This is a genomic window from Streptomyces collinus, assembly GCF_031348265.1.
GTDB lineage: Bacteria > Actinomycetota > Actinomycetes > Streptomycetales > Streptomycetaceae > Streptomyces > Streptomyces collinus.
In genome coordinates this window covers 4117423-4135257 of the sequence record NZ_CP133771.1, presented here as the reverse complement: position 1 = coordinate 4135257, position 17835 = coordinate 4117423, and the positions used below count along the sequence as shown (strand labels likewise).

Annotated in this window: 17 protein-coding genes and 1 pseudogene; 7 read left to right on the top strand and 11 right to left on the bottom strand. The window is 73.2% G+C overall.

Annotation, left to right across the window (positions count from 1 at the left end; all coding sequences use genetic code 11):
* Positions 1 to 66 precede the first annotated feature (66 nt).
* From pstS to RFN52_RS18705, 9 genes and pseudogenes are all read right to left on the bottom strand, one after another.
* Positions 67 to 1188, bottom strand: coding sequence for a phosphate ABC transporter substrate-binding protein PstS (gene pstS, locus RFN52_RS18745; protein WP_184847779.1), 1122 nt, complete (start codon positions 1186 to 1188; stop codon positions 67 to 69).
* Positions 1189 to 1435: 247 nt separating this feature from the next.
* Positions 1436 to 1870 carry an NUDIX hydrolase gene (locus RFN52_RS18740; protein WP_184847778.1) on the bottom strand — a complete coding sequence of 145 codons (435 nt, stop codon included), beginning with the start codon at positions 1868 to 1870 and terminating at the stop codon, positions 1436 to 1438.
* 31 nt (positions 1871 to 1901) lie between these two features.
* Positions 1902 to 2978 (bottom strand): CHAD domain-containing protein, encoded by a 1077-nt coding sequence (locus RFN52_RS18735; RefSeq protein ID WP_184847777.1) that lies wholly within the window; start codon positions 2976 to 2978, stop codon positions 1902 to 1904.
* Positions 2959 to 5325, bottom strand: a complete 2367-nt coding sequence (locus tag RFN52_RS18730) for an RNA degradosome polyphosphate kinase (RefSeq protein WP_184847776.1) — start codon at positions 5323 to 5325, stop codon at positions 2959 to 2961. Before RFN52_RS18730 ends, RFN52_RS18735 begins: the two co-directional genes overlap by 20 nt.
* Positions 5326 to 5461: 136 nt before the next feature.
* Positions 5462 to 6376 carry an ABC-2 membrane transporter-related protein gene (locus RFN52_RS18725; RefSeq protein WP_184847775.1) on the bottom strand — a complete coding sequence of 305 codons (915 nt, stop codon included), beginning with the start codon at positions 6374 to 6376 and terminating at the stop codon, positions 5462 to 5464.
* The gene (locus RFN52_RS18720; RefSeq protein ID WP_184847774.1) at positions 6373 to 7242 is read right to left on the bottom strand and encodes an ABC-2 membrane transporter-related protein; all 870 of its coding nucleotides are present in this window, start codon (positions 7240 to 7242) and stop codon (positions 6373 to 6375) included. Before RFN52_RS18720 ends, RFN52_RS18725 begins: the two co-directional genes overlap by 4 nt.
* Positions 7239 to 8123 carry an ABC transporter ATP-binding protein gene (locus RFN52_RS18715; RefSeq protein ID WP_184847773.1) on the bottom strand — a complete coding sequence of 295 codons (885 nt, stop codon included), beginning with the start codon at positions 8121 to 8123 and terminating at the stop codon, positions 7239 to 7241. Before RFN52_RS18715 ends, RFN52_RS18720 begins: the two co-directional genes overlap by 4 nt.
* The gene (locus tag RFN52_RS18710) at positions 8120 to 8512 is read right to left on the bottom strand and encodes a GntR family transcriptional regulator (RefSeq protein WP_184853949.1); all 393 of its coding nucleotides are present in this window, start codon (positions 8510 to 8512) and stop codon (positions 8120 to 8122) included. The genes RFN52_RS18715 and RFN52_RS18710 overlap by 4 nt, the downstream gene beginning before the upstream one ends.
* Before the next feature lie 60 nt (positions 8513 to 8572).
* Positions 8573 to 8764 (bottom strand): annotated as a pseudogene (locus tag RFN52_RS18705) (RNA-guided endonuclease TnpB family protein); the annotation flags it as partial.
* A 237-nt stretch (positions 8765 to 9001) separates the two neighbouring features.
* On the opposite strand from RFN52_RS18705, the gene RFN52_RS18700 reads away from it, so the two are divergent.
* The 6 genes from RFN52_RS18700 to RFN52_RS18675 all read left to right on the top strand — a co-directional run bounded on the left by RFN52_RS18700 (position 9002) and on the right by RFN52_RS18675 (position 14449).
* Positions 9002 to 9553 carry an RNA polymerase sigma factor gene (locus tag RFN52_RS18700; protein WP_184847772.1) on the top strand — a complete coding sequence of 184 codons (552 nt, stop codon included), beginning with the start codon at positions 9002 to 9004 and terminating at the stop codon, positions 9551 to 9553.
* Complete coding sequence (locus RFN52_RS18695) at positions 9550 to 10386, top strand: zf-HC2 domain-containing protein (RefSeq protein ID WP_184847771.1); 837 nt, start codon at positions 9550 to 9552, stop codon at positions 10384 to 10386. The genes RFN52_RS18700 and RFN52_RS18695 overlap by 4 nt, the downstream gene beginning before the upstream one ends.
* Positions 10383 to 11243, top strand: coding sequence for an ABC transporter ATP-binding protein (locus RFN52_RS18690; protein ID WP_184847770.1), 861 nt, complete (start codon positions 10383 to 10385; stop codon positions 11241 to 11243). The genes RFN52_RS18695 and RFN52_RS18690 overlap by 4 nt, the downstream gene beginning before the upstream one ends.
* Positions 11240 to 12754, top strand: a complete 1515-nt coding sequence (locus RFN52_RS18685) for an ABC transporter permease (RefSeq protein ID WP_184847769.1) — start codon at positions 11240 to 11242, stop codon at positions 12752 to 12754. Before RFN52_RS18690 ends, RFN52_RS18685 begins: the two co-directional genes overlap by 4 nt.
* The gene (locus RFN52_RS18680; RefSeq protein WP_184847768.1) at positions 12751 to 13374 is read left to right on the top strand and encodes an ABC transporter; all 624 of its coding nucleotides are present in this window, start codon (positions 12751 to 12753) and stop codon (positions 13372 to 13374) included. The genes RFN52_RS18685 and RFN52_RS18680 overlap by 4 nt, the downstream gene beginning before the upstream one ends.
* Before the next feature lie 97 nt (positions 13375 to 13471).
* Positions 13472 to 14449 carry a LysR family transcriptional regulator gene (locus RFN52_RS18675; RefSeq protein WP_184847767.1) on the top strand — a complete coding sequence of 326 codons (978 nt, stop codon included), beginning with the start codon at positions 13472 to 13474 and terminating at the stop codon, positions 14447 to 14449.
* Here RFN52_RS18675 and RFN52_RS18670 read toward each other — a convergent pair.
* Entirely contained in the window at positions 14421 to 14933 is a 513-nt protein-coding gene (locus RFN52_RS18670) for a GNAT family N-acetyltransferase (RefSeq protein WP_184853948.1), read from the bottom strand. The genes RFN52_RS18675 and RFN52_RS18670 overlap by 29 nt on opposite strands.
* Before the next feature lie 12 nt (positions 14934 to 14945).
* On the bottom strand, positions 14946 to 15872 hold the full coding sequence (gene mshD / locus RFN52_RS18665; RefSeq protein ID WP_184847766.1) for a mycothiol synthase: 927 nt from the start codon (positions 15870 to 15872) through the stop codon (positions 14946 to 14948).
* A gap of 145 nt (positions 15873 to 16017) precedes the next feature.
* Between mshD and RFN52_RS18660 the strand changes: the two genes are divergently transcribed.
* The gene (locus RFN52_RS18660) at positions 16018 to 17835 is read left to right on the top strand and encodes a bifunctional metallophosphatase/5'-nucleotidase (protein ID WP_184847765.1); all 1818 of its coding nucleotides are present in this window, start codon (positions 16018 to 16020) and stop codon (positions 17833 to 17835) included.

Genomic DNA, 17835 nt, shown 5'->3' with positions numbered 1-17835 from the left:
GCTCTTGGCGGCGGTGCACCGGACGGTGCGGTCCGGTCCCGCTGGGGAGACCGGACCGCACTCAGGTCAGCTCAGGCTCTCGACGGTCGTGCGAACCTTGGCGATGATGTCGTCGGGCATGGGCGCGTAGTCGTTCTCGGCGAGGATCTTCTGGCCGTCCTCCGAGGCCGCGTAGCGCAGGAACGCCTTGACGGCGGGCAGGGTGTCGGTCTTGTTGCCCTTGTCGCAGACGATCTCGTACGTCACCAGGACCATCGGGTAGGCACCCTCGGCCTTGGTCGCGTAGTTCAGCTCCAGCGCGAGGTCCTTGCCGGTGCCGACGACCTTGGCGTCCGCGATGGCCTTGGTGGCGTTGTCGACGGTCGCCTCGACCGGCTTGCCGGCGCCGGTGTCGATGGCGACGGTCTTGATGCCGTCCTTGGCGTACGACAGCTCGAAGTAGCCGATCGCGCCGGCGGTCTGCTTGACCTGCGCGGCGACCCCGGAGGACTGCGGAGCGGACTGGCCGCCCTTGGCCTGCCAGGCCTTGCCGCCCTCGTACGGGAAGTCCTTCTTGGCGGTGGCGATCAGGTACTTGGTGAAGTTGTCCGTGGTGCCGGACTCGTCCGAGCGGTGGAAGGCCTGGATCTTGAGGTTGGGCAGCTTCGCGTCGGGGTTCAGCTTCGCGATCGCCGGGTCGTTCCAGTTGGTGATCTTGCTGTCGAAGATCTTGGCGATCGTCGCGGCGTCCAGGACGAGGTTGTCGACACCCGGGACGTTGTAGCCGACGGCGATGGGTCCGCCGACCATCGGCAGGTCGATGCCCTGGCCGCCGGAGCAGATCTTCTGGGAGGCCTTGACCTCTTCGGGCTTGAGCGCCGAGTCCGAACCGGCCCAGGGGACCTGGCCCTGCGTGAACGCGGTGACACCGGCGCCGGAACCGCCGGCCTTGTAGTTGATCTCCACCTTGCAGGCCGCGGAGAACTGCTTGACCCACGCGTCGACCGCGTTCTTCTGCGCGGAGGAGCCGTCGGCGAGGACCTGGCCAGAGGCGTCGTCACACTTGATGTTGCTCGGCGCGGCGGCGTTGGAGGAGCCTCCGTCCGGGTTGCCGGTTTCGTCGGAGCCGCACGCCGTGAGGGCCAGGGCGCCGGAGACGGCGAGAGCACCGAGAGCGAGGGCCCGCCGGTTCATGCGCTGAAGCTTCACTTGAGTTCCTTCCAGGAGCCGCCGTCCTGGTTCGGCGGCGTGCGAAGTCTGAGTGATGCGGACGCGGTCGCACTCTGCGGGCGCGGCTCGCGTCGGTAAGGCCGAAATTAGGCAGATCAGGTGAAGCCGCCGATGGCCGCAAATGAACGAGGGGTGAACCCCTGCCTAAGGCCTGGTTAGGTCACGGAATGCTCACGGGGAGAGCACGTCGGCATTCCGCTTTTGCGGACGAAAGCGGACCTTCCGGTCAGCCGGCCGTCCGGGGCAGGTGCAGAACGGCGAGCAGTTCGTCCACCAGGGGCCGGTCGTGGGCCTGGGTGAGCCGGTCCCGGGCGGCGGCGGGATCCAGCCACAAGACCCGGTCCACCTCGTCCGTCGGGGAGAACGCGCAGGCCACGGCCTCGGCAGCCCAGTAGCGGACCTTCTTGGGCCGGCCGTTGGCGCGATAGCGCTGGGTGGACAGCTCGGGGCCGGGCACGGCCCGGCAGCCCGTCTCCTCCGCCACCTCGCGCAGCGCGCCCGCGAGTGCTTCCTCGCCGCGCTTCAGTTTCCCCTTCGGCCACGACCAGTCGTCGTATTTCGGCCGGTGAATGAGGCACAGCTCCGGCTCGCCGGTGGCGCGGGAGCGGCGCCACAGGACGCAGCCCGCCGCCTGAACCGTGGTGTCCTTGGGTGTGCTCACCGGATTCACCGCCTCCTGGTGCCGGGCCCGGTCATGACGCGCCGACGGTCTCCTTCTGCCAGGCCTGCTGGAACGCGAAACGCGCCGCCTCCACCTCGTGCCGCTGGTCGGCGTGGAGCACGCCGAGGGCGTAGGCCGTGGCCGGGGCGATGCGCGGGGTGCGGGCGGCCTGGGCCGCCGACGCCGACGCCTCCGAGGCGTCGCGGTGCCGGTTCAGGGCCTGGCCGGCGGCGAGCAGCCGCAGGTCGACCACGGCGTTGCCCTGGGGGCCGCTGACGGCCTCGCGGGCGTAGCGGTGCAGGCGCAGCAGCAGGCGGACCTGGTGCCACGGGGCGTCCTGCGGGTGCGGGACGGTGTCCGGGGACAGGCCGTGGACGAGGGCCGCGGCGTTGTACGGGTGCCCCGCGACCACGAGGGGCAGCGCCGCCACGGCGTCGGCGAGACGGTCCTGGGCCGCGGTGGAGAGGGGGCGCAGGTCGGTGGCGTCGGCGGTCTTGGCGAGGGGGACCTCGCTGGCCAGCACCGCGACCCTGTCCGCGACGGCGTGGAAGCGGCTGCTGCCCAGGGCCTGCAGGGCCGTGGAGTGGGCCCGGGTGCGGGCGAGCGTCAGCTGCCGGTCGAGGAGGGCACCCGCCTTGGCCGCTCCCACCGTCAGGTTGCCGCGTTCCTGGGCGGGCGCGCCGGCCTTGGGGGACGGTGCCGCCGTCACCCGGGCACCGGTCTGGGCCGGGAACGCCGCCGAGCCCGACAGGCGGTGCAGGGCCGCCAGCAGGCGTTCCAGGCGCGCCGTGTACGCGTGCTCCATCGCCAGCGTCCCCGACACCCATGCCAGTTCGGGGCGCATCGCCTCGCACCAGTCCGAGTCGAGGAGGGGCTGGAAGGTGTGCAGGCTGGCGCTGATGCGTCGGGCCGAGCGGCGCAGGGCGCGGGCCGCCTCGGCGGACCCCTCCGAGCCGTTCGCCCCCGACCCCGTCTCCCGGTGCAGGCGCAGCGCTCGGAGGAACTCCGTGGCCTGGGCCCGCAGATAGCCCGCGAGGGCGTCACCGGTGGGGACGGGGCCGGCGTGCCTGGACCGGGGATCCGTCGGGTCAAGGTGTTGCTGTGCCACGCCGGCGCCTCCGGGCGTCTATGAGCATCTCCTGGACGTTGCGCAGGGGCTGTCCGTCCGCGTCGGTCGCATGCCGGGTCCAGTCGCCGTCCGGGCCGAGGTGCCAGGAGGCGGTGGAGTCGGACATGCCCGTCTCCAGCAGCCGGTTCAGGGCCGCCCGGTGGGCCGGGTCGGTGACCCGGACGAGGGCCTCTATCCGGCGGTCGAGGTTGCGGTGCATCATGTCGGCGCTGCCGAACCACACCTCGGGCTCGCCGCCGTTGCCGAAGGCGAACACCCGGGAGTGCTCCAGGAAACGGCCGAGGATCGAGCGGACCCGGATGTTCTCCGACAGGCCCGCCACGCCCGGGCGCACCGCGCAGATGCCGCGCACCCAGATGTCCACCGGCACGCCCGCCTGGGCGGCGCGGTAGCAGGCGTCGATGACGGCCTCGTCGACCATCGAGTTGACCTTGATGCGGACGTACGCGGGCCGCCCCGCGCGGTGGTGCTGGACTTCCTTGGTGATCCGCGAGACCAGGCCGTCGCGCAGCGACTTGGGCGCCACGAGCAGCCGGCGGTAGGTCTCCCGGCGCGAGTAGCCGGACAGGCGGTTGAAGAGGTCCGAGAGGTCCGCGCCGACCTGCGGGTCTGCCGTGAGCAGGCCGAGGTCCTCGTAGAGGCGGGCCGTCTTCGGGTGGTAGTTGCCGGTGCCGACGTGGCTGTAGCGGCGGAGCGTCTCGCCCTCCTGGCGGACCACCAGCGACAGCTTGCAGTGGGTCTTCAGGCCGACCAGGCCGTAGACCACGTGGCAGCCGGCCTCCTCCAGCTTGCGGGCCCACTTGATGTTGGCGTGCTCGTCGAAGCGGGCCTTGATCTCGACCAGGACCAGGACCTGCTTGCCGGCCTCGGCGGCCTCGATGAGCGCGTCGACTATCGGGGAGTCGCCCGACGTCCGGTACAGGGTCTGCTTGATGGCGAGGACGTCCGGGTCGCCGGCGGCCTGCTCCAGGAAGGCCTGGACGGAGGTCGAGAACGAGTCGTACGGGTGGTGCAGCAGCACGTCCCGCTCGCGCAGGGCGGCGAAGATGTCCGGCGCGGACGCCGACTCGACCTCGGCGAGGTCGCGGTGGGTGCCGGCGACGAACTTGCGGTACTTCAGCTCGGGCCGGTCCAGGGAGGCGATCCGGAACAGGCCCGTCAGGTCCAGCGGGCCCGGCAGCGGGTAGACCTCGGCCTCGCTGATCTTCAGCTCGCGCACCAGCAGGTCCAGGACCTCGCGGTCGATGGACTCCTCGACCTCCAGGCGCACCGGCGGCCCGAAGCGGCGCCGCATGAGCTCCTTCTCCAGGGCCTGGAGGAGGTTCTCGGCGTCGTCCTCCTCGACCTCCAGGTCCTCGTTGCGGGTGAGGCGGAAGGCGTGGTGCTCCAGAACCTCCATGCCCGGGAACAGTTCCTCCAGATGGGCGGCGATGACGTCCTCGATGGGGACGTAGCGGCCCGGGGAGCTCTCCAGGAAGCGGGACAGCAGCGGCGGCACCTTCACCCGGGCGAAGTGCTTGTGGCCCGTGACCGGGTTGCGCACGACGACGGCCAGGTTCAGGGACAGGCCGGAGATGTACGGGAAGGGGTGCGCCGGGTCGACCGCCAGCGGGGTCAGCACGGGGAAGATCTGGTGCCGGAACAGGGTGAACAGGCGGGCCTGCTCCTTCTCCTGCAGCTCGTTCCAGCGGACCAGGTGGATGCCCTCCTCCGCGAGCGCGGGGGCGACGTCCTCGTGGTAGCAGGCGGCGTGCCGGGCCATCAGCTCGCGGGAGCGGGCCCAGATCATCTCCAGCACCTCGCGGGGCTGGAGGCCGGAGGCGGAGCGGGTGGCCACGCCGGTGGCGATGCGGCGCTTCAGACCGGCCACCCGGACCATGAAGAACTCGTCCAGGTTGCTGGCGAAGATCGCGAGGAAGTTGGCCCGCTCCAGCAGGGGCGTGTTCGGGTCCTCGGCGAGCTCGAGCACGCGCTCGTTGAACGCGAGCCAACTGCGCTCCCGGTCGAGGAAGCGGCCCTGGGGCAGCTGGGGCCCGTCGTACGGCGACTCCTCGTACGCGTCGAGGTCGGCGTCGATGTCCGGTTCCAGATCGGAGACCGCCGCGGCCACCGTGTGAGGGCGGTGGGCTGCGATGGAGCCCACGGAGGGCTGCGCGTGCTGGACCTGTGCCTGGGTGTTCGGCTGGCTCATGGACCCATTCTTCCGCGCCGCGAGCATCACGGGCGCGTCGGACAGCGCGGGCGGGAGCGGGGGTGTCACATGAGTGCTCCCGTTTCCCTCGGGACCCTCACGGGGCGGGGAAGGCTCTGGCACGGCGGGATTCATTGGCCGAGCTTCGCAAGCCCGTCTGAATCAATGGTTACGGAGACATGACGTGCGGGACACCGGGGGGCGGCTCGCGAGGGGTCCACGAGGGCGGTCCGCGCGTCCATCCCCCCGTGGAAGGACGCGCGGACCGGGCTCAGGGGAGGCGGCGGGCCAGCAGGACGAAGGCGGCGGCCGTCGCGGTGGCGGCCACGGCCAGGAGCAGCCCGGTCTCCACGTACTGCAGGGGCCAGAAGTGGGATTCGGGGTGGAAGACCGCGCGGGTGATCGGGACGCCGTTGCGGGGGGAGTCCGACCAGGCGACCTGGAGGGCCGAGCGGGGCAGTTCGAAGCTGCCGGCCTCGGTGCGGGTGACGGACGGCCAGAGGTCCTCGCGGTGCCGTTCCAGGAGGCTGTGCAGGAGCAGGGAGGCCGCGAGGGCCACTCCCGCGGCGGGCAGGGCCCGGCGCCACACCAGTCCGGCCAGGGCCCCGAGGGCGAGACCGGCCAGGGCGTAGGCCACGGCCACCGGGCCGGTCGACACGAACACGTCCGGGTAGTACCAGTCGCCGGCCAGGTCGGGATCGCCGTCCCCACGCGCCCAGATGTTCACCAGGACCAGCCCGCCCGTGCCGGCGGTGAGCAGCGCGGCGGGAACGGCGAGCTTGGCGGCCAGCCAGCGGGCCGGGGTGACCGACTGGGTCCAGGCCAGCTCGGCGGTGCCGCTCTCCAGCTCGCGGCCGATGAGGGCGCCGCCCGCCCAGGCGGCCACCGGGAACATCACCCAGGACAGCACGGTGGCGATCGCCGCGAGGCCGCTCGCGTACGTCTCGTCGACGGTGATCGCGTCGACGGCCGCGCAGGACGGCAGCCGGTCGGTCGGGGGTGTGGCGCAGGCGCTGCTTCCCGCCCGGGCCTCGTCCCCGAGGGAGTGCAGCCAGATCAGCGCGGCCGTCGCGGTGACCAGGACCAGGACGGTCAGGGCGAGGGCCGTGCGGTGTGTCCGCGCGACCGTACGGACCAGGCCGCCCGGACGGCCCGCGGGCGCCGTCGCCGTGGTGAGGGCGGTCATACGGCCGCTCCCGTGCGACGGCGCAGCAGGGCGAACGAGACGGCGACCGCCAGGGCGGCGAGGGTCAGAACGATGCCGGTCTCCACGAGCTGGAGGGGCCAGAAGTGGGAGGCCGGGTGCCCGTGCATCAGGACGAGTGTCCCGGGGGGCATCGGCCACAGGTGCGGGCGCACTTCGTCGAGCACGTAGATCAGCGCCGTGACGGCCAGGGCCGCGGCAGCGAGGGCGGGCAGTGTCCGGCGCACCACCAGGCCGGCCAGGACGCCGAGGGCGAGGGCGGCCAGGGGGTGGGCGGTGGCGAGGATGCCGTTGGCCTCGAAGACGCTGTCGTCGTGCCACTCGCGCCAGCCCAGGACGTGCGTCACGTGGCTGTCGGACGCCCACAGCGCCCGGTGCAGCAGGGTGATGGCGAGCGTGCCCGGGACGAGCAGCAGGGCGGGGACGGCGAGCTTGGCGGCGAGCCAGCGGGCCGGGGTGACGGACTGGGTCCAGGCCAGGTCGGCGGTGCCGCTCTCCAGCTCGCGGCCGATGAGCGCGCCGCCCGCCCAGGCCCCGGTGAGCACCGGCAGGACGGCGAGGAGCCCGGCGGCGCACGCCACGACCGTCTCGTAGCGGCCGTACGCGGGCCCGGGGAGGTCACAGCCGAGGCCGGGGCTGTCCCCGCCGCAGCCCGACGCCCGGTACTCCGCCCAGGCGTTGTCCGCTCCCGGCCCGAGCCCCCACAGCAGCGCCCCGGCGGCCACCGCCACCAGTCCCAGCCAGAACAGCAGTGCCGTGCGGTGCACCCGGAGCATGGCCAGGAGCAGGCCGCGCGGCTCCGGGAAGCGCCGGGCGGCGGCGGGTGCCCCGACGGCCGCGGCGCTCATACGGCGGCCTCCCGCTCGTCGAGCAGGAGCGGCGGGGCGTCGGGGGAGCGCAGGTGGGCCAGGACGACTTCCTCCAGGGTCGGGTGCTCGCCCCGGACCCCGTCGCCGAGGGGGCCCGTGGGCCGGAGCAGGGCGGTCAGCTGGCGGCCGGTGGTGCGGGACTCGACCACGGTGTGCGGGCCGAGGGAGCCGCCCGCCCGGCCGGTGACCAGGGTGTGGGCGGCGAGCAGGTCGTCCAGCGGCCCGGCGAGACGGACGCGGCCGCCGCCGAGCAGCAGCAGGTGGTCGCAGGAGCCCTCCAGCTCCGCCACCACGTGCGAGGACATGACAACCGTGGTGCCGCGGTCGGCGGCGTCGGCCATGAGCGTGGCCATCAGCTGGTGCCGGGCGAGGGGGTCGAGGTCGGCCATCGGCTCGTCCAGGAGCAGCAGTTCGGGGCGCTTGCCGAGAGCCAGGGCGAGCGCCACGCGGGTGCGCTGGCCGCCGGAGAGGGAGCGGATCCTCGCACCCGGGTCGAGGTCGCCCTCCGCGACGATCCGCTCGGCTGCCCCGGCGTCCCAGCGGCGCGGGTTGAGGTCGCGGCCCAGGCGCAGGGTGCCGTTGACGGTGAGCTGGGGGTGCAGGGGCTTGTTCTGCGCGACGTAGGCGAGGCGTTCGCGGGACGCCGCCGGGGCCCCGCCGAGCACGGTCATCGAGCCGTCGGTGGGCCGCAGCAGCCCGGCCGCCAGGGCGAGCAGGGTGGACTTGCCGGCGCCGTTCGGACCGACGACGGCGCACACGCGGCCCGTCGGTATCCGGAAGGAGCAGCCGTCCAGGGCCGGCCTGCGGCGGCGCCCGAACCTCCTGCCCAGTGCCGCCGCCTCGATGGCGGTGTCGGTCATGCGTCCCCCTTGGAGTCTGCGAAGTGCGCGTCGAGTACGGAAGTGAAGAGGGCGGCCACGTCGTCGCGCTCCAGACCGGCCGCGCCGGCCCGGGCCGCCCAGGCGTCCAGCTCCGCGCGGAGGGGGGAGTCGGCGGGGGCGGCGCCCAGGGACCTGCGGACGAACGTGCCGAGTCCGCGGCGGGCCTCGACCAGCCCCTCGCGCTCCAGCTCCCGGTAGGCCTTGAGGACCGTGTTCGGGTTGATGGCGGTGGCCTCCACGACCTCGCGGGCCGTGGGGAGCCTGTCGCCCGGCTCCAACAGGCCCAGGCGCAGGGCCTGCTTGGTCTGCTGGACGATCTGGACGTAGGTGGCCACGCCGCTGCGCCGGTCGATGCGGTACTCGACCACTGCTTGAACCACCCTTTCACTAATTGAGTAGTGAAAGGGTGGTGGAGCGGGTCGGCAAAGTCAAGCGTGCTTTCTCGAATCCTCCCCTTCCCTCTGAAGGGAGGGGATTCCTGGCAAGACCCCCTGGAGCTGCGCTCCAGGGGGTCTTGCGCCATCGGCGCCAGCCGGGTTGAGACCAGCCCGGAGGAGCATCACGCGTGCGGAGTTCTTGTCCCTGGGGGACACGGCTCCGCATGCGATGCACGTGTAGGTCGCGGCCTGTGTCACGCCCCAGTCGACACCGAGCATCCGACCCGTTGGCGGCAGTGGGCATGCACGTTCGCACCACCATCGAACATCGGACAGCGACACGGGCGCTCCGCCCCCGAACGGGATACGGCGACGCTCCGCGTCGCAACACCCGGATGCGATCCCTCCCCGGCGGAAACGCCGGAGGATCCTCGCAAGAAACGAGTGAACCGTTCGGGCCCGGCCGTCCGATGAGGAGACGTGAGCGATACGAGAAGCGACGGGGAGCTGCTGCGGGCCATAGCCGCGGACGCCGACCGGCAGGCCTTCGAGGAGCTGTACCGGCGCTACGCGCCCTGGCTCCGGGCCCGGTTGCGGGGGCGGTGCGCCGACCTCGGGGTCGTCGACGACGTCGTGCAGGAGACGTTCCTCGCGGTGTGGCGCGGCAAGGCCCGCTACCGGGAGGAGGCCGGTGCCGCGGACGCGGCCGGGTGGCTGTGGCGCATCGGGTCGCGGCGGCTGGTGGACGCGCTGCGCGGCGACGGGGCGCGGGGGCGGCTGCGGCAGGCCCTGGCGCGGCTGCGGCACCGGGACGAGGCGTCGGCGGAGGAACGCGTGCTCGCGGGGGTGGAGCACGGGGACCTCGCCGGAGCGCTGGTCCGGCTGTCGCCGGAGCTGCGGGCGGTGCTGCAGGCGACCGTCATCGACGGGCTGACCACCCGTGAGGCGGCGGTGCTGCTCGGGATACCGCCCGGGACGGTCAAGACACGGGCGATGCGGGCCCGCAAGCAGTTGAGGGAGGCGTTGGCATGAGCTGGCACGTGCCGGAAGAGGACTTGCGGGCCTACGTCCGAGGGGAGCTGGCGGCTCCCGCGCTCTGGTCCGCCGACGCGCATCTGACCTCCTGCGCCCGCTGCCGCGGGGCACTGGCCGAGGTCAGCGACCCGGTCGCCCTCGACGCCGGGTGGGAACGGCTCGACGCCGAGCTGGACGCGCCCCGGACGGGGCTGCTGGAGAAGCTGCTCGTGCGGATCGGCGTGGCCGGGCACACCGCGCGGCTGCTGGCGGCGACGCCGGTGCTGCGGCGGTCCTGGCTGGGGGCCGTGGTCGCCGTGCTGCTCCTGAGCGTGGCGGCCGGGCACTCCGTGCGCACCGGGGAGTTCCCCACGCTGTTCCTGGCTTTGGCGCCGCTGCTGCCGCTGGCGGGGGTGGCGCTGTCGTACGGGCCCGCGCTGGACCCGACGTACGAGATGGCCGTCGTCGCGCCGATGCACGGGTTCCGGCTGCTGATGATCCGGACGGTGGCCGTGCTCGCCGTCGTGCTCGCGCTGAACGGGCTGGCGACCCTCGCCCTGCCCGCCTACGGGCTGCGGGCGCTGGCCTGGCTGCTGCCCGGGCTGGCGCTGACGGCGACCGGGCTCGCGCTGATGCCCCGGCTGGGGCCGGTGCTCGCGCCGTCCCTGGTGGGCGGGGCGTGGGCCGGGCTGCTGCTGACGGCCGACACGCTGCGGGCGGGGGCGGACGTGCCGCTCGCGCCGTTCACCGCGGCCGGGCAGGGCGTGGCGGCGGTGGTCGCCGCGCTCGCCGCCGGGCTGCTCTTCCTGCTCCGTGACCGATTCGACCTCTTCCAGGGACGTGCCGTATGACCCCGACCGTGTCCGCCTCCGGGCTGAGCCTCCGCTACGGCGGTACCCGGGCCCTCGACGACGTGTCTCTGCGGCTGACCGCCGGCGTCACCGGGCTGCTCGGGCCCAACGGCGCCGGCAAGACCACACTGCTGCGGGTGCTCGCCACGGCCCTGCCCGCCGACCGGGGCGCCTTCACCGTGCTCGGGCACGACCCGGCCACCGCCCGCGGCCGGCAGGAGGTGCGGCGCCGGCTGGGCTACCTGCCGCAGACGCCCGGCTTCCACCCGGACTTCACCGCCTTCGAGTTCGTCGACTACGTGGCGATCCTGAAGGAGATGACCGACCGGGGCGTCCGGCACCGGGAGGTGCGGCGGGTGCTCGACGAGGTCGGCCTGGCGGACGTGCGGGGCAAGCGCATCCGCAAGCTGTCCGGCGGGATGCGGCAGCGCGTCGCCCTCGGAGCCGCCCTGGTCGGGGACCCCGGATTCCTGGTCCTCGACGAGCCGACCGTGGGCCTGGACCCCGAACAGCGCATGCGCTTCCGGGAGTTGATCGCTGGAGCGGGGGAGGGGCGGACGGTGCTGCTGTCCACCCACCAGACGGAGGACGTGGCGATGCTCTGCCACCGCGTGATCGTCATGGCCGGTGGCGGGGTGCGGTTCGAGGGCACTCCGGCCGAGCTGACCGCGCAGGCCGCGGGGCGCGTGTGGAGCAGCACCGAGCGGGACCCCGGCGCGAGGGCGGGGTGGCGCACGGGCACCGGCTCCTTCCGGAACGTCGGCGATCCGCCGGCCGGGGCCGATCTCCTCGAACCCACCCTGGAGGACGGCTACCTGCTCACCCTCGACGACGCCGGAGCGGAGGTGGCGGCATGACCACGCTGGTGGAGCAGCCCCTCGCCTCCGGGACACGCGACGAGCCCGGCGGGTCCCTCAAGGCCGTACTCGCCCTGGCCCTGTTCGAGTCCCGCCGGCTGCTGACCCGGGTTCCGGTGCTCCTCGCCTTCGCCGTGTACCTCGGCTGGACCGTGTGGCGCGCCGGCAGGGCGTGGGGCGACTACCCGGCCCTCCAGGACGCCGACCGGGCCACCCAGGGCGCGCCGATGCTCGTCGGCCTCGCGGTCCTGGTGTCCGTCAACCAGGCCGCGCTGCGCTCCCGGCGGCACGGCACGGAGCGGCACTTCGCGGTGCTGCTGCTCCCGCACTGGTGCCGTACGGCCGCCCACGCCCTGTCGGTCGTGGCCGCGGCCCTGGTCACCGCCGTGTGTGTGGCCGGGCAGTTCGGCCGGGAGGCGCTGCGCCCCGGGGCGATCGGGCAGGGCTCGGTGGGCGAACTGCTCGTCGGCCCGCTGACGGTGCTGCTGTTCGGACTGGCCGGACTGCTCGTGGCGGTGCTGGTGCGGTCCGCTCTCGTGGCGCCGCTGCTGGTGGTGCTCTTCCTGTTCCTGTTCCTCTTCTTCTCGGGCCTGGACTACGGGTCGAGGTGGCTGCTGCCGGCAGTCGAGGAGCCGACCTCCAACACCCTGCCGTCGGACCTGATGGGCCGGCCGGCCGCCTGGCACGCCCTGTACCTCGCCGGACTGGCCCTGTTCCTGGGCCTGGTGGCGGTCCTGGTCGCCGGTGGCCGCAAGCCGGCCGTCCTGGCCGGTGCCGCCGGAGCGCTCGCCATGACGCTGGTCGGCGGAGTGGCCCAGTCGGGCGGCGACTCCCCCCAGCTGGTCAAGGCGCGTGAACGCGCCACCGTGCACCCCGAGCAGGTGCAGTCCTGTGTCCGCCGGGACGGCTCCACCTACTGCGCCTACCCCGAGTGGGGGCCACAGGTCGGGGACTGGGCCGCGGTGGTGGACCGGGTCCGCTCCCTGGCCGGCGGTGGCGCCCATGGGCAGGACGTCGTCGTACGGCAGCGGGTCGATGCGCGCTACGGTCTCTCCGGTGACGCCGCTCTGGACCCCCTGAAGCGCCCGCACGAGGTGACGGTGGGCACCCAGTGGGGCGGCAACCGCGTCCCCGAGTTCTCGGCCGCCGTGGCCGGTGTGCTCATCGCGGGCGACGAGGAGGCCGCCACCTCGATCTGCGACGGCCGCATCGTGCCCCTCATGTGGCTGGCCGTGGGCTGGGAGTCCGACCCGCTCGCCGCGCTGCGCCGGGTCCGCCTCAACGACACCGTCACCGGCTCCGACTCCGTGCTCCAGCCCACGAACGGGCTGTACATGACCGAGGCCCAGACCGAGGTGCTGCGCGCACTGCTCGACCTGCCCCGCGATGAGGCCGCCGCCCGGGTCAAGGACCGGTGGGACGACCTCACCGCACCGAAGATCACCGCGGCCCGGGCCGCCGGGCTGCTGGGCCTGCCCGCGCCCGAAGGGGAGGACAAGTGCCTCTCATGACCCGGCAGCTGGTGCTCCCCGTCCACCGGACGGTGCCGTGGGGCACGGTCGGCGCGGCCGGGGCGGCGGGGCTGCTGCTCGCCGCGCTGACCCGGACCGGCGAGACGGCGGAACGGCTCTCCCTGTACCTGCTGCGGGCCGCGATCCTCGCCTTCGCGGTGGGCCTGGCCTTCCTCCTGGACGACCCGGCCCGGCACACCACCGCCGCCGTGCCGACCCCGCGCCCGGTCCGGATCGCCCTGCGCGTCGCCCTGGCCGTCCCGGCAGCGGCCGCCTGGTGGACGGTGGCCCTGCTGCTCGTGCCGCCGGGCGTGCGGCCCCCGGCCGGCGACATCACGCTCGAAGCCGGGGCCGCCTGCGTCCTGGCGGTGACCGCTGCAGCGGCCGTGGTGCGCTGCAGCGAGGTCGCCCGGCCCGGACTGCCGGTCGCGAGCGGGCTGTTGGCCACGGCCGTCCTGGTGATGCTGTTCTGGCCCGGACGCTGGGCCCTTTTCGTGCCGGTGGAGGACGAACGGTGGTCCGCGGCGCACGACCGGTGGGGCGTGGTGCTGGCCGGGGCGCTGGTCCTCGGCGCGGTGTGTGCGGTGGAGCCGATGCGGCGGCGGATCATCCGGCTCTAGTACGTCGAGTGGTTGTGCCAGGGGCCGCATCAGGCTCTGAAGCCCACGCTGGACGCCCCCTCCGACAACCACTCGTTGTGCGGCTACGCTGCCCCTCGTGGACCTCAAAGCCGTACGGGCCTTCGTCGCGATCGCCGACTCCGGGCAGTTCCAGAAGGCCGCCGTGGACCTGGCCCTCACCCAGCAGGCCGTGTCCAAGCGGATCGCCGCGCTGGAGAAGAACCTCGGGGTGCGGCTGCTGGTCCGTACGCCGCGCGGGGCGGAACTCACCATCGACGGGCAGGCCCTGCTGCCGCACGCCCGGGTCCTGCTCCGGGCCGAGGAGCGGGCGACGGCCGCCGTCCGGCCCGGGGACCGGGCGCTGCGGGTGGACGTCGTGGGACGACGGGCCGCGACCGGCGGACTGGTGCAGCACTTCCACCGGGCGCACCCGGAGACCGCGCTGGACGTCGTCACGCTGTTCGACGTCGAGACGGCCGTGACGGCCCTGCGGGACGGGGCCGTCGACGCCACCTTCCGGGCCGTCACCATGCCCGGGCAGCGGCTCCCCGACGGCATCGCGGTCACGCCCGTCCTCGACGAGCCGCTGCGGCTGTGCGTCGGCCCCGGCCATCCGTTCGCCCGGGCCGACCGGGTGACCACCGCCCAGCTCGCCGGGCACCGGATCTGGATGCCCGGCAACGTGCCCGGGACCGAGTGGCACGCCTACTACGAGGAACTGGCCGCGGCCTTCGGGCCGGCCATCGACACCATCGGGCCCAACTTCGGCCTGGAGGCGCTCCTCGACACGATCGCCGGCTCCCCGACCGTGGCGACCTTCCTCAGTGAACGCACCCCGCACGTCTGGCCGGCCGCCCACGACCTGCGGCTCGTCCCGCTCGTGGACCCCGTCCCCGTCTACCCGCACTCACTGCTGTGGCGCACGGACAACCCGCATCCCGGCCTGACGGCCCTGCGCGACTACCTGGTGGCGACCCGGCCGCGACCGCCGGAGGGAGCGACCTGGCGGCCGGCCTGGGCGGAGCCGCCACCGGCCCGGGTGCCGCCTACCCGAGCTGCTTCTCCATCAGGGTGAAGGACTTGGGCGTCCCGCCGGGCTGCGGTTTGCCCGCCTTGTGTCCCACGACGCGGTAACCGGCGTCGGCGTAGTAGGCGTTGAGCTGCGTGTTGCCCGCGAGGCAGTCCAGGCGCACCCGGGTGCGTCCCGCCTCGGCCACCCGGCGCTCGGCGGCGTCCAGCAGCAGCCGGCCCGTCCCGGGCGCGGTGGTGGCCCGGTCCACCATCAGCCGGTGCACGTACCCGGCCACGGGCGGCTGCGGGCCCCAGGCGTCCTCGTCCTCCCACCACAGCTCCCAGGCGCCCGCGAGGAGCCCGTCGGCCTCGGCGAGCCAGACCTCGCCGTGCGCCATGACCCGGCGGAAGTGGTCCTCGTCCAGCTCACCCGGCCGCCACTGCCCGGTGACACCACGGGCCAGCAGCCGGCGGGCGGCGTCGTCGCGCAGGCGCACGAGGGCGGCCAGGTCGGCCTCGGCGGCGGGGCGGACGCGCAGATCACGCATCGAGAGCACGACTCAGGTCTCCGTCCGGTACATCAGGTCCACCTCGTGCGTGGTGAACCCCAGCCGCTCGTACACCGACACCGCCGCCTTGTTGTCGGCGTCGACGTACAGCATCGCCGTCGGCAGCCCCTGCCCCGCCAGATGCCGCAGCCCGATCGTGGTGAGGGACCTGCCGAGGCCGCCGCCCTGCGCGCCCGGCCCCACACCGAGGACGTACACCTCGCCCAGGCCCTCCTCGGCGTGCACCTTGGTCCAGTGGAAGCCCACGAGTTCCTCGCCGCGGAAGGCGAGGAAGAACCCCGCGGGGTCGAACCACGGCTCGGCCTTGCGGTCGTCGAGGTCGCGCTGGGTGAGGGAGCCCTGCTCGGGGTGGTGGGCGAAGGCGGCGGCGTTCACCGCGAGCCAGGCCGCGTCGTCCCGGCCGGGCTCGAAGGTCCGCACGGTGACACCCTCGGGAAGCGCCGGCTCGGGTGCGTCGAAGCCGGTCAACGGCCTCCGCATCTGGCGCAGTTCACGAAACAGCGTCAGGCCCAGGACCTGCGCGAGATGCCGGGCGGCGGAGTGCCCGCCGTGCGCCCAGACCCGCAGCCGCTTCCCCGACGCGGCCAGCAGCGCGGACCCGAGGGCCCGTCCGTGCCCGTGCCCGCGATGCCCGGGATGCACCACCAGCTCGGCGGCCGGCGGCTCCACCGGGTCCGTGTCCTCCAACTGGGCATAACCGACGAGTTCCCCGCCGGCGGTGAGCAGCAGATGGGACACGCCCTCGCGCTCGCCGCCGCGCAGCTGCAACCGGCCCTGTTCGGACACCGCCTGCTGCCCGTCGGTCCGGGCCGCCTCGTCGAGCAGTCCGAACACGGCCTCGTTCTGCTCCGCGGAGAGCGCGGCAAGGGTCTCGATCGAGCGGGGGTGGCCTGGCCGTACGGTGTCGTCGCTGGTCATGCGTACGAGGGTACGGGGCACCACCGGCAAAACGGCGGCAAAGAAGCAACCAGGTCGTAACCACGAAAGGCCTGTCGCGCTACGCGCGTTGACTCTAGGCTGCGCCGGACGACATCACTGTCCCAGCAGACCCACAGGGGGGCGTATGCCAGCCACTTCACCGGCCCATCCGGAGCGCCGGAGACGTCGTACGAACCGTTTCGCCGCTCTCGCCGCCGGTGTCGTCACCGTCGGCGCGCTGGCCGCCGCGGGGCTGCCGGGTTCGGCGACCGCCGGCGAGGACCACCGCAAGGGCGGGCACTGGCCCGGCCGCTACCAGGACGTGCAGCTGCTGTCCTTCAACGACCTGCACGGCAACCTGGAGCCGCCGGCGGGTTCGTCCGGCCGGGTCACCGAGCACCAGCACGACGGCACGACGAAGACCATCGACGCCGGTGGTGTCGAGTACCTCGCCACGCACCTGCGCGAGGCCCGCAAGGGCGAGAAGTACTCCATCACGGCCGCGGGCGGCGACATGGTCGGCGCCTCCCCGCTGATCTCCGGGCTGTTCCACGACGAGCCGACCATCGAGGCGCTGAACAAGCTCGACCTCGACGTCACCTCGGTCGGCAACCACGAGTTCGACGAGGGCGCCAAGGAGCTGGCCCGCCTGCAGAACGGCGGCTGCCACCCGAAGGACGGCTGCTACACGGACCAGAGGTTCAAGGGCGCCGACTTCCCCTACCTCGCCGCCAACGTCCTCGACGAGAAGACGAAGAAGCCGATCCTCAAGCCCTACTGGGTGTGGAAGAAGAACGGCGTCAAGGTCGGCTTCATCGGCGTGACCCTGGAGGGCACCCCGGACATCGTCTCCGCCGAGGGTGTCAAGGGCCTGTCCTTCAAGGACGAGACCGAGACGATCAACAAGTACGCCAAGGTGCTCCAGAAGCAGGGCGTGAAGTCGATCGTGGCGCTCATCCACGAGGGCGGCTTCCCGGCGTCGACGTCGTACAACTACGACTGTGACTCCCCGGGTGCGGGCGACGGCGTCTCCGGCCCGATCGTCGACATCGCCAAGAACGTCACGCCGCAGGTGGACGCGCTGGTCACCGGCCACACCCACAACGCGTACGTGTGCAGCATCGCCGACCCGGCGGGCAAGCCCCGCATGGTCACCTCGGCCGCGTCCTTCGGCCGCCTCTACACCGACACCACGCTGACCTACGACCGCAGGACCGGCGACATCGCCCGTACGGCGGTGAAGTCCGCGAACCGCGTGGTCACCCGGGACGTCCCCAAGGCGCCCGACATGACCGAGCTGATCAGCAAGTGGAACACGCTGGCCGCGCCCATCGGCAACAAGCCGATCGGCTACATCTCCGGCGACATCGGCAACACCGGCACCGAGTCCCCGCTCGGCGACCTCATCGCCGACGCCCAGCTCGCCCACGGCAAGCAGCTCGACCCGGAGACCGACCTGGCGCTGATGAACCCGGGCGGTATCCGGGCGCCCCTGACGTACGCGGCCAAGGCCGCCGAGGGCGACGGAGTCGTCACCTACGCCGAGGGCTTCACCGTCCAGCCGTTCGCGAACACCGTGAACCTCCAGGACTTCACGGGCGCGCAGCTGATCCAGGTGCTCAAGGAGCAGGTGTCCGGCCCGAACGCGGCGGCCCCGAAGGTCCTCCAGGTCTCGTCCGGCCTGACCTACACGCTGGACCTCACCAAGTCCGGTGCCGACCGGGTGGTCACGGACAGCATCAGGCTGAACGGCTCGGCCGTCGACCCGGCGGCCACCTACCGCGTCGCGACGAACAGCTTCCTCGCGGGCGGCGGCGACGGCTTCCCGACCCTCGGCCAGGGCGCGAACGACGTCGTCGGCTCCGACGACCTGACCGCGCTGGAGCAGTACCTGACGGCCAACTCCTCGGCCACGAACCCGATCGCCCCGCCGAAGGCGGACCGCATCACCATCGTGAAGTAA